Origin of the sequence: Aeromicrobium sp. (assembly GCF_049586495.1) — a bacterium.
In the GTDB taxonomy this organism is placed as follows: domain Bacteria; phylum Actinomycetota; class Actinomycetes; order Propionibacteriales; family Nocardioidaceae; genus Aeromicrobium.
Genome location: NZ_JBAVCB010000243.1, coordinates 1 through 13838, shown reverse-complemented (window position 1 = coordinate 13838; position 13838 = coordinate 1). Strand labels below are relative to the sequence as shown.

Below are 13838 nucleotides of genomic sequence, written 5' to 3'. Positions count from 1 at the left end.
GGTCCGGTCACCGCGTCCGCGGTGGCCGCGGCGCTGCCGCGCACCCTGGCCGCGTTCCTCGCCGGTTCCCTGACGCACGTGCTGCAGGAGAGCTGGGCATGAGCGGCCCGCAGGCGGAGGCGATCATCGATCTCGACGCGTACCGCCGCAACATCGAGGCTCTGTCCGCGTGCGCCCCGACCTCCGCTCTGATGGCGGTCGTCAAGGCCAACGGCTACGGCCACGGCACGCTGCCGATCGCGCTGGCGGCCCGTGAGGCTGGCGCCGACTGGGTGGGCGTCGCGACGGTCGATGAGGCTCTCGCGCTGCGCCGCGGCGGCGACACTGGGCCACTGCTGTGCTGGCTGGCCGCACCTGATGAGGACGTGGCCGCGGCGGTCGCGGCCGACGTCGAGATGACGGCGTCCTCGGTCGACCAGCTCGATCAGATCGTCGCCAGTGCGCCGCGACCGCGAGCCCAGCTCAAGGTCGACACGGGCCTGGCGCGCAATGGCGCTCTGGGGGATGACTGGTCGAGGCTGGTCGAGGCGGCGGCAGCGCACCACGTCGCGGGTCGGGTCGACATCACGGGAGTGTGGTCCCACTTCGCCTGCGCGGATGAGCCGGCCCACCCGGCCAACGACGATCAGCAGCGGGTGTTCGACGCTGCCGTCGCCGAGATGGAGGCCGCTGGTCTCGCTCCGGGACTTCGGCACATCGCCAACTCGGCCGCCACGCTCACCCGGCCGTCGTCGCACCTCGACCTGGTCCGCGTGGGGATCGCGTCCTACGGCATCAATCCAGCCCCCGGATTGGTCCACGAGGTCGCGCTGACCCCGGTGATGACGCTGCGCGCGAGGTTGGCGGCGATCAAGCGGGTGCCAGCAGGCTCTGGCGTCTCCTACGGTCACACGTTCACCACCGATCGCGAGACAACGCTTGGGCTCCTGCCTCTGGGCTACGGCGAGGGCATACCAGTCACCGGATCCAACCACTTGTTGGCCGGGTGGCGGGGAGAGTCGATCGCGCAGGTCGGGCGCGTCTGCATGGACCAGATCGTGGTCGATCTCGGCGACCGCGAGGCGGCGCGCGGCGACGTGATCACCCTGTTCGGACCGGGATCCGACGGCGAGCCCACGGCCGAGGACTGGGCCGTCGCGGCGGGCACCATCGCGTACGAGATCGTGACCCGCGTCGGTGGCCGGGTCGTGCGCACATATCGTGGGCAACGATGAATCGGACCGCTCGCATCGCCGCAACGGCCGGAGCCTTCGTGGCGTCGGGCCTCGCGGCGACCGTCTTGAACAATCGTCGGTCGACCTCGCGGCGGCTTCGTCGTGGCGAGGACGTCGAGTTCGGATCGGTGCACTCGACCCCACTCGCGGTGACCGCCGATGACGGCGTCTCGATCAACGTCGAGGTCGACGAGGCGGACCGTGAGATGCCGGTGGTCGTCTTCGTGCATGGCTGGATGTGCACCCTCGACAGCTGGCACTACCAGCGGCTGGCGATGCGGGGCGCCGTGCGCATGGTCTTCATGGACCAGCGCTCCCACGGCAGGTCCGGCCGCTCCGGCGCCAGAGGATCGTCGCTGTCCGACCTCGCCTCTGATCTTGCGACGGTGATGGACGAGGTCGTCCCACGGGGCCCAGTGATCCTCGTCGGCCACTCGATGGGTGGCATGTCGATCATGCAGCTGGCCATCGACGCTCCGGAGCTGTTCGCGCGTCGGGTGCGTGGTGTGGTGCTGATCAGCACGACGGCGGCCGGAGCCACGGGTGATCTCCCCGCACTCCGCTACATGGTTCCGTTGCTGAGAGCGGCCAGTCCGGTGCTGCAGTGGGGGCGGACCTTCAACAGCTACACGCTGATCAAGCGCTGGGGCCTCGGACCGAAGGCGCACGAGCGACACGTCGACATGACCAACGAGATGCTCCTGCGTGCCCCGGTGCACGTACTGACGGATTTCTACGCAAACTTCGTCGGGCTCGACCTGACGCCGGGCCTGCCCACAGTCGCCGCGGCACACACCACGGTCGTGTGCGGGACCCATGACCAGATCACCCCGATCAACGCGAGTCGCCGACTCGCCCAGCGCATCGCCGACGCGGACCTGGTCGAGGTGGAGGGTGCCGGCCACATGGTGCTCTTCGAGGAGCACGAACAGGTGACGGACGCCATCGAGGACGTCGTCGATCGAGTCCGGAAGGATCTGGAATGACCGCCCTCAACGTCATCGATGCCGGCCCGGAGCACGCCGAGCAGGTCGTGGACGTGATCCACCGGTCGTTCGGGGTGCGTCAGGCCCTCGATCCGCCGTCGACGGCGATGGACGAGACGGTCGAGTCGGTGCGGCGGGTGCTGGCTGGTCCCGGCGGTCTGCTGGTGCAGCGTCGCGATCACCCCATGGGAGCGCTGCTGTTCGACGAGAGTCGCGACGGACTTCTCGGGCTGAGGCGGGTCGCGGTCGACCCGGACCTGCAGGACCGGGGTGTCGCCTCGGCCATGGTTGGTGTCGCGGAGGACACGGCCGAGGAACGCGGCAAGGACGGCATCTGGCTGCACGTCCGCGAGGAGCTGCCCGAGACGGTGCAATTCTGGACGCGGCGGTTCTATCACCCCGTGCGACAAGACGGTCCACTGATCGAGTTCGCCAAGACGTTGTGGCTCTCACGCGAGGTTCCGACACCGGACCTGATGAAGGATCTGGCGCGTCGGGTGGGCCGGCTGCTGAACCCGGGGGACCTGCTGGTGCTCTCCGGCGACCTGGGGGCCGGCAAGACCACGTTCACGCAAGGACTCGGCGATGCGCTCGCAGTGCGGGGCCCCATCACGTCGCCCACGTTCGTGCTGGCCCGCGAGCACCCGTCGTTGGTGGATGGCCCGAATCTGGTGCACGTCGACGCCTACCGGTTGGGCGCTGCCGCCGAGCTCGACGACATCGATCTGGACGCTGCAGCCGCCAACGCCATCACGGTGGTCGAGTGGGGTGACGGCATGGCCGAGCAGCTCAACGACAGCTGGTTGCACGTGCGCATCGAGGTGCGCGGTCCGCGCCCAATCGACCCACTGGGCACCAAGCACGAGGGCGAGGTGGAACCCGAGCCCGGCGAGGACGACGCGCCGCGCGTCGTCACCATCAAGCCGCGCGGAACGCGTTGGGCAGGCGTCCCGCTGCGTTCGACGGTCCTGGCCGACTCCACTGACGACTGAGCGCATCCAGCGGTGTTCTAGTCTCGGGGGGTGCTGCTGCTCGCCTTCGACACCGCCACCGCCGCGATCACGGCGGCGGTGCACGACGGCTCCTCGGTGATCGGCGAGGCCGGTGCGAGTGGGGCGATGGCGCACGGTGAGCAGCTGGCCCCCATCATCCGTGACGCACTCGTCCAGGCCGGCGTGACGATGGCCGAGCTGACTGACGTGGCCGTCGGGGTCGGCCCGGGACCATTCACCGGATTGCGGGTGGGCGTGGTCACGGCACTGACGCTCGCGTCCACCCTGGGCATACGGACGCACGGCGTGTGCACACTGGATGTCATCGCTGCCGACGTGGAGTCTGAGACCGAGTTCCTCGTGGCCACGGACGCCCGGCGCAAGGAGGTCTACTGGGCCAAGTACGGCGCCAACGGCAGTCGCCTGGACGGACCGCACGTGCTGAGCCCCGCGGATCTGGCATTCCAGTGCCCAGACCTCCCGGCCTACGGTCCCGGCGCGGCCCTCTACCCCGACACGCTCGACGCACGAGGTGATCTTCTGCCCCGCGCCAGCGCCCTCGCGGGTCTGGTGGCCGACGGGCGCCACGTCGATCTTCCGCTGGAACCGCTGTACCTGCGTCGGCCGGATGCCCAACCGCGCGCTGCCCGATGATCCGATGATCCGCCGCGCATCGACCGAGGACGTCCTGAGGCTGCTGGCGATCGAGGTCGCGTGCTTCGGCGCTGACGCGTGGGGCACGTCCTTGCTGGAGAGCGCCGTGACCGATCCGCACCAGGACGTGCTGATCACGACGTCCGGAGATGCCTTCGGCGTGGTGCGGGTCGCGGGCGACACCGCCGATCTCGATCGCCTTGCCACACTTCCCGAGGCTCGCCGTCGCGGAGTGGGCCGTGACCTGCTCGCCCAGCTCACCGATCACGCGGGGCGGCGCGGCGCTGCTCGCATGCTGCTCGAGGTCGCCGAGGACAACTCCGGAGCGCTGGCCCTGTACGTCGACTCAGGATTCGTCGAGATCCACCGACGCAGCAAGTACTACCCGGGTGGGATCGACGCGATCGTGATGCAACGCCCACTTGCCGATTGAGCCGAGCGTGGCACTGTGAAGACATGACCGAGATGACCCCCGATGACGGTGCCGAGCAGATGGAACAGAGCGAGGTCCTCGACCAGCGCCAGCCCGAGGACACCCTGGAGGATCGCGGCGTCGGCGACGTGCTGGACGAGGGCTACTCGCCGCCGGAGTCGTATCGCGGCGAAGGATTCGGCACCACAGCCGACGAGGCGCTGGAGGGCGAGTCCTTCGATCAGCGCATCGCGCAGGAGATGCCCGACCCGGACCCCTATGAAGAGCAGGGCGAACAGGTCGGCGGTGAGGTCGGACGGGAGCGCGCGGGCCGGCTGGTCGACCCAGACGGGGGTCGCGGCGAGGACACCGAGTCCGAGCTCGTCGGCGATGACGTCGGTATCGACGGCGCTGGCTCCAGCGCGGAGGAAGCCGCAGTCCACGTGATCGAGGACGACTGAACCGAGTCTGGGGTGCTGTCCACTGGGTAGTGTGACCGCATGCGCGACTTCACGTACCCCGCCACGATCCTGACCGCCAAGACGCTGTTCAAGGCACTGGGCATCAAGTTCCAGACGTCGGGCACCGAGCACATCCCGCGCACTGGCGGAGCGATCCTGGCAGCCAATCACATCGGTTACGTCGACTTCATCTTCGACGGACTCGCGGCACAGCCCAGCAAGCGACTCGTGCGGTTCATGGCCAAGAAGGACGCCTTCGACCACAAGATCTCCGGACCCCTCATGCGGTCGTACCACCACATATCGGTCGACCGGGCCAACGGCGAACAGTCGTACCGCGACGCCGTCGACCTGGCGCGCAGCGGCGAGATCGTCGGCATCTTCCCAGAGGCCACGATCAGTCGGTCCTTCGAGATCAAGGAGCTCAAGACCGGTGCAGTCCGCATGGCAGCCGAGGCCGGTGTGCCGCTGATTCCGATGGTCACCTGGGGCACGCAGCTGCTCAAGACCAAGGATCACGAAGGCGACATGAGGGGCCGGGGCAAGACCATCGGCTTGCACGTCGGCGCACCGCTCCACGTCACGGGCGAGGACCCTGTCGCCGAGACCCAGCGGCTGCGCGAAGCCATGACCGCGCTGCTGGACCACGCCATCGAGCAGTACCCCCTGAGCCCGCAGGGCCAGTGGTGGGCACCGGCTCGGCACGGCGGCACGGCGCCCTCGCTGGAGGAGGCCAAGCGCCTCGACGAACAGGAGTACGCAGCGCGAGCAGCCAAGCGAGCGGCGAAGAAGGACTGAACCCACCAGTCGGGCGTGGCTAGATCGCTGGCGTCTGCACCGTCGCGACCGTGGGACGCCGTGCGACGATGCGCCGACGTGCCACCGTGTCGATTCGCAGACCGACCAGCAGCAGGGCGATGGCCGCGGCGCCGTCGAGCCACCAATGGTGTCCCGTGGCGGTCACCGCGAACACCGTGAGCGGCAGGTGGGAGAAGGCCACCCAGCGCCACGCGCTGCGAGATGCGGCTACGGCACCCAGCGCGACCACGGCCGCCCACCCCACGTGGATCGACGGCATCGCAGCGAACTGGTCCGAGACGGCCGAACCGGGCGGTCCGTACACGTCGAAGCCGAAGCGCTGGGACAGGTCGACGAAGCCCAGCTCGAGGATGAATCGGGGAGGGGCGACTCTGACGAAGTGCAAGAGCAACGACGCCCCCGTCAACAGCGCCAGACCGTTGCGCCAATGGGGGTAGCAGTCACGGTGCCGCACGAACAACCAGATCATGAACACGATCAGCCCCGGCACGTGAGCCACGGCGTAGTAGTCGTTCAGCAGATTCGCCAGCCAGTCGTGCGGCAGCACAGCCTGCTGCACCGACAGCTCGCTTGGCAGGTGCAGCCTCTCTTGGACCTCGGCGATCTGGCGTGCGCGATCCAATGCCCCGGCCTCGTGGGTCAGCGGCAGCTGGAAGCCGAGTCGCCAGACCGCGTACAGCGCGGAGATCAGGGCGAGCTCCTGCGTGCCAGCGGCCAGGGCTGCGGCCGATGGTCGACGGCCGCGCAACACCAGCCAGGCGACGGTGAGGCCAGCACTGGCCGTCGCCGCCTGCTGCCACGTCACCCATTGCACCTGTCGATGCTAGGCCGTCTGCGCCAGTTCGTCCGCCTGACACAATGGCGGCGTGGCTGAACCATTGGTGATGGGCATCGAGTCCTCGTGCGACGAGACAGGAGTCGGCATCGTCCGCGGCACCGAGCTGCTGGCCCACGCGCTGAGCTCGAGCATGGACGAGCACGTGCGCTTCGGCGGTATCGTGCCCGAGGTCGCCAGCCGCGCCCACCTCGAGGCCATGGTGCCCACGTTGCAGCAGGCTTATGCCGAGTCCGGCGTGCGTGTGCAGGACGTCGACGCCATCGCGGTCACCTCTGGTCCCGGTCTCACCGGTGCGTTGCTGGTGGGCGTCGCTGCGGCCAAGGCGCTGGCTCTGGCCCACGACAAGCCGCTGTACGGCGTGAATCATCTAGCCGCCCACGTGGCGGTCGATCAGCTGGAGCACGGACGGTTCGACCGCCGGGTGGCCGCTCTGCTGGTGTCAGGAGGTCACACCGAGCTGCTGCTCGTGGACGACATCTCCTCGGACATCACCCTGCTCGGTCAGACCATCGACGACGCCGCGGGAGAGGCCTTCGACAAGGTCGCCCGGCTGCTTGACCTGCCGTACCCGGGTGGCCCACACATCGATCGTGTGGCACGTGAGGGCGACCCGACAGCCATCGCGTTTCCGCGCGGTCTCACGCACGGCCGGGACCGCGACCGGTATCGCTACGACTTCTCCTTCTCCGGGCTCAAGAGTGCCGTCTCCCGACATGTGCAGCACGAACGCCGCATGGGTCGCGCAGTACCGGTCAACGACATCGCGGCCTCCTTCCAGGACGCCGTCTGCGACGTGCTGACCGCCAAGGCCGTCGCGGCCTGCCGCGATCACGACATCGACACGTTGATCGTCGGCGGTGGCGTCGCAGCGAACAGCCGCTTGCGCGCCATGGTCGAGGAGCGCGCTGCGGCCGCGGGTATCGAGGTCCGTGTGCCGCGGATGGGGCTGTGCACCGACAACGGCGCCATGGTGGCGGCGCTCGGAGCCGAAGTCGTGCGCCGCGGTCTCCCGCCGTCATCGCTGGACCTCCCGGTCGACTCCGGGATGCCCGTCACCCAGGTGGTGGCTGCCTGACATGCGGCACGCACGGGAGACTCGAAGTCGGCGTCCCGCGCTCGTCGCGGCGGTCGCCGCCCTCGTGATCGGCTCGGCCGTGACCGCGACGGCGCTCGATCGGTCCGCACGGTCCGAACCCGCGCCGGTGAAGTCGGCTCCGGCCCCGGCACCGTCGACGCCGGCCGAACCGGTTGGCTGGGGACCCACCGAGAAGGAGCGCGCAGAAGCCGCGCAGAAGGCGAAGGATCTGACGCTGAAGGAGCTGGCCGGACAGCTGATCGTGGCGCGGCACTTCGACAACGAGTCCTCCCTCGCGCTGATCCGCGACCGGCACTTCGCCGGCGCCATGGTCACCGGCAATCGCATTCTTGACGTCACCACCTCCGATCCGCTGGCGACCGTCACCGACTTCAACGACCAGATGCAGGCCGCTGGTTCAGAGCGCGGTGTGCCGGTGATGATCCCGATCGATCAAGAAGGCGGATTGGTCGCCCGTCTGGCGGCGCCGCTGACCCCGTTCCCGACCTTCATGTCAGCGGGCGCGGCCATTGCCGGAGACTCGACCTCGGGTGCGGCGGCCGTCACCGCTGCGGCACGTGCTTCGGGGGCGGAGCTGCGAGCGGCGGGATTCAACACGGTCTTTGCCCCGACCAGCGACATCACGATCGGCGTCGATGACCCCATCATCGGGTCACGCTCGGCCGGCACCGATCCGCAGACTGTCGCGCGCGCCGTGGTAGCCGCCGTCGACGGCTACTCCGAGGCGGGGATCATCTCGGTCGCCAAGCACTTTCCGGGGCACAACGTGAGCACCGACAGCCACAAGGGCCTCCCGATCCTGGACAGCGACGAGAATCGCTTCCGCAATCACGACCTCGTGCCGTTTGAGGCAGCGATCGATGTCCGCGTCCCGGGCATCATGACCGGGCATCTCGATGTGCCGCTCCTCGACAAGGGAGTGCCGGCATCGATGTCGCGCCAGGTCATCACGACCGAGCTGCGCGAGAGGATGGACTTCGACGGGTTGGTCGTCAGTGACTCGCTCGGCATGGGCGCGGTGATGAAGAGCTATCCCGGCGGCAAGGCGGCCGTCGAGGCGGTCAAGGCGGGGAGCGACGTGGCCTTGATGCCAGCCGACAATCTGCAGGCCCACGACTCGATGCTCGAGGCGCTGCGGTCCGGCGACCTGCCGGAGGCGCAGGCGCGAGCCTCGGCGGCGCGCACGATCGCCTACCTGCTGCATGCGGACGCCTCTCGTGAGCTGCCGGGTGAGCCGGGCTCACACCTCGAGGAGGCGGTCGGGCTCAGCGCCGCGGCGGTCACCGTGGTTGCCGAGCCGTGCGAGGACGTGCCGGAGCCCACGTCGTTCAGGCCAATGGGATCACCGGACCTCGTGGCCGCTTTCGTCGCGGCGGCCAAGGCCAGCGACACCTCGATCGGCAGCGGACCGGTCGTTCAGCTGCTCGGGAACACCACCGCGGGCGGATCAGCCGACATCGTCGTCACCACTGATCGGCCCTACCCGCTGCAGAACAGCCGCGCAGCCACCAAGATCGCTCTCTTCGGCGCGGGTCCGCCTGCGATGCGCGCTCTCATTGACGTGCTCACGGGCTCGACACCGGCCGGAGGCCGTCTGCCGGTCGACGGCATCGACGTGCAGACCTGCGACTCGTAGGGCTTTGACTCAGCCCAGATCGTCCAGCATGCGGTTGAGCAGGTCGGTGGGAGTCGTGTCTCGTGCGGCGGCGGCATGGTTCAAGCGAGACTCCACCGCAGCCGACAGGTCTGACCCACGGGTGGCAGCCGACTGCTCGGGGCCGCTGTCGAAGACCCGGAGCGCCACCAGCACCACGGTGCCCAGCGCGTCGAAGATGGCGATGACACCGAACACGCGCCAGTAGAGATCGTCGATGCCACCGATGTCCAGGATCGGGCCGATGATCATCCCCGCGACGATTGACGTCATGGCCAGCGTCACGACCAGCAGAAGTCGGCGACGGTGGGTCAGCCCGATGAGAAGGCACGCCTGCGCGAGCGTGGCCGCGAGGGTGATCGAGACGCCGAACGCCCGCCACAGGTTCTCGCCGAGGTCACCGTCGGACCAGGTGAGGACCAGGGCGAGGCCGAACGGCACCAACGACACGGCTCCGCCCAGCACGCCGAGCCACGCGGACGACCGCCCGGCCACCGTGAGGTAGCACAGCACCGCGATCGACTCCAGGCCGACGATGACGGTGGTCCGCAGGATGCGCCCCTCGGTCTCGCCGAAGCTGCCGCCGCCGATCAGGGCGATGACGCCGAGCAGGGCGGCCACCCCGAACGAACCGATGACGAGGCGGACGACGACACTGCGCAGATCCTTCATCGCAGCATGATGTCAGGCCGTCAGGCCCTCCGGACGAACCTGACGACATCACCCGGTCTGGCCTGGGCCAACAGGTCGGTGTCGGCGTCCACCACGACAGCGATGACCGGATAACCGCCGGTGACAGGGTGGTCCGGGCCGAAGACGATCGGGCGACCATCGGATGCCACCTGGACACTGCCACGGACGCACGGCTCGCTGGGTAGTTCGACATCGCGTGCCCGCTGCAACGCTGGCCCGGCGAGGCGCACGCCGACCCGGTCGGAGTCGGGTGTGACACCCCACCCGGTCGACAGCAGGGAGGCAACGGCGGCGTCGGTGAACCAGTCATCGCGGGGACCAAGCACCGCCTCGAGGGTGAGACTGCCGGTGCGCATCAGGGCAGGCACGTCGGGCAGGGCGGGGACCGCCGCCGGCTTCCCCACGACGAGCTCGTCGCCAGCCGCCAGGGGAGCGGGGCCCAGGCCCGACAGGGTGTCCGAGGACCGGGACCCCAGTTCGAGGTCCCCTGTCAATCCGCCAGCGACGCCGAGGTAGGCGCGGAGTCCGGACGTCACCTGACCGATGGCGAGGCGCTGGCCCCGGCGTAGCAGCACGGCACGGCCGTGCGCGGCTTGCCGTCCGTCGATCGTGACGGGTCCGATGGCGCCGGCGACGGCGACGGTGTGGTCGGCGGTCGCCGTCACGACCAGCCCGCCGAGCAGCATCTCGACGACGGTGGCGTTCTCGTCATTGCCCAGCAGCGCGTTGACCTGTCGGTGGGCGCCCCGGTCGAAAGCCCCCGATGGGCTGACGCCTAGCGCCGCTTGGCCGGGCCGGCCCTGGTCCTGCAGCAGTGGACGGGCGCCTGGCTGCTCGACGATGAGGCTCACGTCGCCTCCCTGAAGCGCACGACGGTCCCCGGCAGAAGCAGCGCAGCCGGGTCGCGCGTGGTGTCCCACGTCGGCAGGTCGGTGTGGCCCACCAGCTGCCAGCCCCCGGGAGACGCTCGTGGATACACGCCGCTGAACTCCCCGGCCAGGCCCACTGATCCAGTGGGAACTGCGGTCCGTGGCGTGGAACGGCGGGTGACGTTCAAGCGGGGGTCGCCGTCGACGAGGTAGGAAAAACCGGGGGCGAAGCCACCGAAGGCTGCTACCCACGGCGTACCGGTGTGAGCCGCGATGACCTGTGCTGTCGTGAGGCCGGTCTGGCGGGCGACCTCGTCGAGGTCTGGTCCGTCGTAGATGACCGGAATCTCGACCTCACGGGCGGTGGTCGCGTCGACCAGCTCGTCGGCGGGCGACGTGCGGCTCACCAGGTCGCGGATCCGCGGTGGGTCTCCGTGCACGAGGACTGTGCGAGCACCGAGGACGATGTGGCCGGCGTGCTCACCGGCGAGTGCAGTGTGCCACCGGCGCGCCTCGGTGAGGCTCTCGCAGTCCAGCAGCACCGCGCGATCGCCGCAGGGAAGCAGTTTCACCCGAACAGTCCTGCCACCGTGACCCCGGCGGCCGTCAAGGCGGCGCGCACCGCTCGAGCTGTGTCGAGCGCGCCGGGAGAGTCGCTGTGCACGCACACGGATTCGACGCGACTGATCAGCGACACTGCTTGGGCCGCTGCCTGATCGGGCGACTCCAGCACGGCGCCTGGCTGGGTGCGCGGCACGAGCGTGCCATCGGGGGAGTAGGCCCGGTCGGCGAACCCCTCGCGCACGACCGGGAGCCCTTCGGCTGCAGCCAGGCGGAGGGACATCGAGTCCGGTGGGCCGAGCAGCGGGAGTCCGTAGCCGACGATGGCCTCCACGACGGCGGCCGCTTGACGGTGGTCAGTCGCGATCGCGTGATAGAGGGCTCCGTGCGGCTTGACGTACGAGACGCTTCCGCCAGCTGCGTCGGCCTCGACCGCCAGCGCATCGATCTGCTCTCGCACCGTCGCGATCAGCGCGCTGTCGCCGAGGTTCAGCGGCACACGACCAAATCCCTCGCGATCGGGGTAGCCGACCTGCGCGCCGATGGTGACGCCGCGCTCGACTGCCGCCTCGCACGTGGCGAGCATCAGGTCGGTGTCACCGGCGTACGCCCCGCAGCACACGTTGGCGCTGGTGACGACGTCGAGCAGCTCGACGTCCTCACCGGATCGCCAGCGCTCCCATGACTCGCCGAGATCGGCATTGAGATCCATGCCTCAATGTTTCATGCCGTTACCGTCAGTGGGGCGCGACGAGGAACGCGCGGCCTCGGTCCTGGACCCGGGTCATGACCACGAGTGCGGTGTTCGGGCCCGTGAGCTTCATGCGCTTGATGAGCTGTTCGGGGACGATCTCGACGCCTCGCTTCTTGATGGTCAGCGTGCCCACGCGTCGCACCTGCAGCGCGGCCTTGAGCGGCTTCTCGCGAAATGGCAGCTCCTCCACGACCCGAAATCCGCGAGCCAACGGGGTGGCGACCTGCGCGTCGGTGCTCACGTAGGCAATGTGCGGATCGGTCAGCCACCCGCCGATCTGGGAGGCGAACTCGCTGACCAGCCCGGCCCGGATCACGGCGTCGTCCGGCTCGTACAGGTGGGCTCCGACGTCGGCGACGGCCGCCGGCTCACCGGACGCGGTGAGCGTGGCGCTGGCAGGCAGCACGGTGGCTCGTCGCCGCGCGGTGGCGAAGGGCGCACCCCACAAGCAGGCCTCGACCAGCTGGCCCCTGTCGCTGACCCACTCCGCCTCGACGCCATCGGGCACCTCGGTGTGTGCCAACCCCGGCATGACCTTGGCGACAGTTCGGCCTTCGAGACGCTGGCGCACCCAACCCCAGTCCGGTTGCAGATCCGCGGTCGAGAAGGTTCGGCCGCGCGCGTCGCGGCGCGCGGGGTCGATGAACGCCACTTCGTCGTCAGCGATGTCGGTCAGCTCCGCGTCGCCGACCTCGACCGTGCCGAGCAGGCCCGCAGCGGCGAGGTTGGCTCGCGCGATGGCCGCGCGCACGGGATCGCGTTCGATGCCGCGCACCCGCAGGCCGGCGCGACCAAGGGCCAACAGATCGCCGCCGATGCCGCAGCCGAGGTCGACCACAGCACGGGCGCCGCTGTCCGCTATCCGGCGAGCCCGGTGCTCGGCCACGACCGAGCGGGTGGACTGTTCGAGAGCGTCATGCGTGAAGTACATGTGAGTGGCCGCCGCCCCGAACTTGCCGGCCGCCTTGCCGCGCAGGTGGTTCTGCGTCACGGCTGCGGCGACCAGGTCTGGCGCCCAGGTCCTGCGCAGGCGGGTGCCGAGCGCGAGGTCGCTCTCCACTCCGGCGCAGCGCGCGATCTCCTCCAGGAGCATCTGGCCCGCCGGGGTCAGGAGTTGCTCGAAGGTCTCGACATCCACGCACACAGTCTCGCAGGAGGGTGCGGTGCCTCCGCACCAGCGATGTCGTCGCTTCGCTGAGAGCGAACGAGTTAGCACTCTCTTGGGTCGAGTGCCAGCGGCGTGCTAGATTTTGAGGCGGCGACAAATGTTGCCCATCTGTCCATGTTCCACGCCGAAAGGGGAGGTCGACAACGTGTCGGTCACCATCAAGCCGCTCGAGGATCGCCTGGTCGTCCAGGCCGCCGAGGCAGAGCAGACCACCGCATCCGGTCTGGTCATTCCTGACACCGCCAAGGAAAAGCCCCAGGAGGGCACCGTCGTCGCGATCGGCCCCGGCCGTATCGACGACAACGGCAACCGCGTTCCGCTCGACATCGCAGTCGGCGACAAGGTGCTGTTCAGCAAGTACGGCGGCACCGAGATCAAGCACGGCGGTGAGGAGTACTTGATCCTCTCCTCGCGCGACGTTCTCGCCATCGTTTCCTGACGCCATGCCCCAACCTTCGCGCGGAGTCTCCGCCCGAAGGTTGGGGTGCTGCGCGTCGCCACCCCCGTAGTCAGACCGTCTTTCCACCAAAGGACACCGCATGCCCAAGATCTTGGAATTCGACGAGAACGCCCGTCGCGCGCTGGAGCGTGGCGTCGACAAGCTCGCCAACACCGTCAAGGTGACCCTCGGCCCCAAGGGCCGATACGTCGTCCTCGACAAGAAGTG

The 13838-nt window shown here is 69.1% G+C and carries 16 protein-coding genes; 10 read left to right on the top strand and 6 right to left on the bottom strand.

The window, feature by feature from the left end:
- Positions 1-98: 98 nt before the first annotated feature.
- Genes alr through WB508_RS12505 form a run of 7 tightly spaced genes read left to right on the top strand, consistent with a single transcriptional unit; the run spans position 99 to position 5517 of the window.
- On the top strand, positions 99-1214 hold the full coding sequence (gene alr / locus WB508_RS12535) for an alanine racemase (protein ID WP_423845212.1): 1116 nt from the start codon (positions 99-101) through the stop codon (positions 1212-1214).
- Positions 1211-2200, top strand: coding sequence for an alpha/beta fold hydrolase (locus WB508_RS12530; protein ID WP_423845211.1), 990 nt, complete (start codon positions 1211-1213; stop codon positions 2198-2200). The genes alr and WB508_RS12530 overlap by 4 nt, the downstream gene beginning before the upstream one ends.
- The gene (tsaE, locus tag WB508_RS12525) at positions 2197-3192 is read left to right on the top strand and encodes a tRNA (adenosine(37)-N6)-threonylcarbamoyltransferase complex ATPase subunit type 1 TsaE (protein ID WP_423845210.1); all 996 of its coding nucleotides are present in this window, start codon (positions 2197-2199) and stop codon (positions 3190-3192) included. Before WB508_RS12530 ends, tsaE begins: the two co-directional genes overlap by 4 nt.
- A gap of 30 nt (positions 3193-3222) precedes the next feature.
- On the top strand, positions 3223-3846 hold the full coding sequence (gene tsaB, locus WB508_RS12520) for a tRNA (adenosine(37)-N6)-threonylcarbamoyltransferase complex dimerization subunit type 1 TsaB (RefSeq protein WP_423845209.1): 624 nt from the start codon (positions 3223-3225) through the stop codon (positions 3844-3846).
- Between the two features lie 4 nt (positions 3847-3850).
- Positions 3851-4279, top strand: a complete 429-nt coding sequence (locus WB508_RS12515) for a GNAT family N-acetyltransferase (RefSeq protein ID WP_423845208.1) — start codon at positions 3851-3853, stop codon at positions 4277-4279.
- 23 nt (positions 4280-4302) lie between these two features.
- Positions 4303-4719: a DUF5709 domain-containing protein gene (locus WB508_RS12510; RefSeq protein WP_423845207.1), complete on the top strand. Its 417-nt coding sequence runs from the start codon at positions 4303-4305 to the stop codon at positions 4717-4719.
- Positions 4720-4758: 39 nt separating this feature from the next.
- Positions 4759-5517 (top strand): lysophospholipid acyltransferase family protein, encoded by a 759-nt coding sequence (locus WB508_RS12505; protein ID WP_423845206.1) that lies wholly within the window; start codon positions 4759-4761, stop codon positions 5515-5517.
- Positions 5518-5536: 19 nt separating this feature from the next.
- Here the strand turns inward: WB508_RS12505 and WB508_RS12500 are convergent, their stop codons facing one another.
- Positions 5537-6352 carry a phosphatase PAP2 family protein gene (locus tag WB508_RS12500; RefSeq protein ID WP_423845205.1) on the bottom strand — a complete coding sequence of 272 codons (816 nt, stop codon included), beginning with the start codon at positions 6350-6352 and terminating at the stop codon, positions 5537-5539.
- A 70-nt stretch (positions 6353-6422) separates the two neighbouring features.
- On the opposite strand from WB508_RS12500, the gene tsaD reads away from it, so the two are divergent.
- The gene (gene tsaD, locus WB508_RS12495) at positions 6423-7451 is read left to right on the top strand and encodes a tRNA (adenosine(37)-N6)-threonylcarbamoyltransferase complex transferase subunit TsaD (RefSeq protein ID WP_423845213.1); all 1029 of its coding nucleotides are present in this window, start codon (positions 6423-6425) and stop codon (positions 7449-7451) included.
- 1 nt (position 7452) lies between these two features.
- Positions 7453-9108: a glycoside hydrolase family 3 N-terminal domain-containing protein gene (locus tag WB508_RS12490; RefSeq protein ID WP_423845204.1), complete on the top strand. Its 1656-nt coding sequence runs from the start codon at positions 7453-7455 to the stop codon at positions 9106-9108.
- 9 nt (positions 9109-9117) lie between these two features.
- Here the strand turns inward: WB508_RS12490 and WB508_RS12485 are convergent, their stop codons facing one another.
- From WB508_RS12485 to WB508_RS12465, 5 genes are read right to left on the bottom strand one after another with little or no spacing between them, the layout of a single operon-like run.
- Positions 9118-9798 carry a hypothetical protein gene (locus WB508_RS12485; RefSeq protein WP_423845203.1) on the bottom strand — a complete coding sequence of 227 codons (681 nt, stop codon included), beginning with the start codon at positions 9796-9798 and terminating at the stop codon, positions 9118-9120.
- A gap of 20 nt (positions 9799-9818) precedes the next feature.
- A complete protein-coding gene (locus WB508_RS12480; protein WP_423845202.1) occupies positions 9819-10670 on the bottom strand; it encodes a biotin-dependent carboxyltransferase family protein in 852 nt (283 codons plus the stop codon).
- Entirely contained in the window at positions 10667-11260 is a 594-nt protein-coding gene (locus WB508_RS12475) for a 5-oxoprolinase subunit B family protein (protein ID WP_423845201.1), read from the bottom strand. Before WB508_RS12475 ends, WB508_RS12480 begins: the two co-directional genes overlap by 4 nt.
- Positions 11257-11961 carry a LamB/YcsF family protein gene (locus WB508_RS12470; RefSeq protein ID WP_423845200.1) on the bottom strand — a complete coding sequence of 235 codons (705 nt, stop codon included), beginning with the start codon at positions 11959-11961 and terminating at the stop codon, positions 11257-11259. The genes WB508_RS12475 and WB508_RS12470 overlap by 4 nt, the downstream gene beginning before the upstream one ends.
- A gap of 25 nt (positions 11962-11986) precedes the next feature.
- Positions 11987-13141, bottom strand: coding sequence for a THUMP-like domain-containing protein (locus tag WB508_RS12465; RefSeq protein WP_423845199.1), 1155 nt, complete (start codon positions 13139-13141; stop codon positions 11987-11989).
- A gap of 175 nt (positions 13142-13316) precedes the next feature.
- On the opposite strand from WB508_RS12465, the gene groES reads away from it, so the two are divergent.
- Positions 13317-13610 carry a co-chaperone GroES gene (gene groES / locus WB508_RS12460; protein WP_423845198.1) on the top strand — a complete coding sequence of 98 codons (294 nt, stop codon included), beginning with the start codon at positions 13317-13319 and terminating at the stop codon, positions 13608-13610.
- Positions 13611-13838 lie beyond the last annotated feature (228 nt).

Excerpts from the sequence above, each read along its gene's own strand:
- WB508_RS12470 (WP_423845200.1), bottom strand. The coding sequence starts at position 11,961 with ATGGATCTCAATGCCGATCTCGGCGAGTCATGGGAGCGCTGGCGATCC.
- tsaE (WP_423845210.1), top strand. The coding sequence starts at position 2,197 with ATGACCGCCCTCAACGTCATCGATGCCGGCCCGGAGCACGCCGAGCAG.
- WB508_RS12510 (WP_423845207.1), top strand. The coding sequence starts at position 4,303 with ATGACCGAGATGACCCCCGATGACGGTGCCGAGCAGATGGAACAGAGC.
- tsaD (WP_423845213.1), top strand. The coding sequence starts at position 6,423 with ATGGGCATCGAGTCCTCGTGCGACGAGACAGGAGTCGGCATCGTCCGC.
- alr (WP_423845212.1), top strand. The coding sequence starts at position 99 with ATGAGCGGCCCGCAGGCGGAGGCGATCATCGATCTCGACGCGTACCGC.
- WB508_RS12505 (WP_423845206.1), top strand. The coding sequence starts at position 4,759 with ATGCGCGACTTCACGTACCCCGCCACGATCCTGACCGCCAAGACGCTG.
- WB508_RS12485 (WP_423845203.1), bottom strand. The coding sequence starts at position 9,798 with ATGAAGGATCTGCGCAGTGTCGTCGTCCGCCTCGTCATCGGTTCGTTC.
- WB508_RS12530 (WP_423845211.1), top strand. The coding sequence starts at position 1,211 with ATGAATCGGACCGCTCGCATCGCCGCAACGGCCGGAGCCTTCGTGGCG.
- WB508_RS12490 (WP_423845204.1), top strand. The coding sequence starts at position 7,453 with ATGCGGCACGCACGGGAGACTCGAAGTCGGCGTCCCGCGCTCGTCGCG.
- WB508_RS12515 (WP_423845208.1), top strand. The coding sequence starts at position 3,851 with ATGATCCGCCGCGCATCGACCGAGGACGTCCTGAGGCTGCTGGCGATC.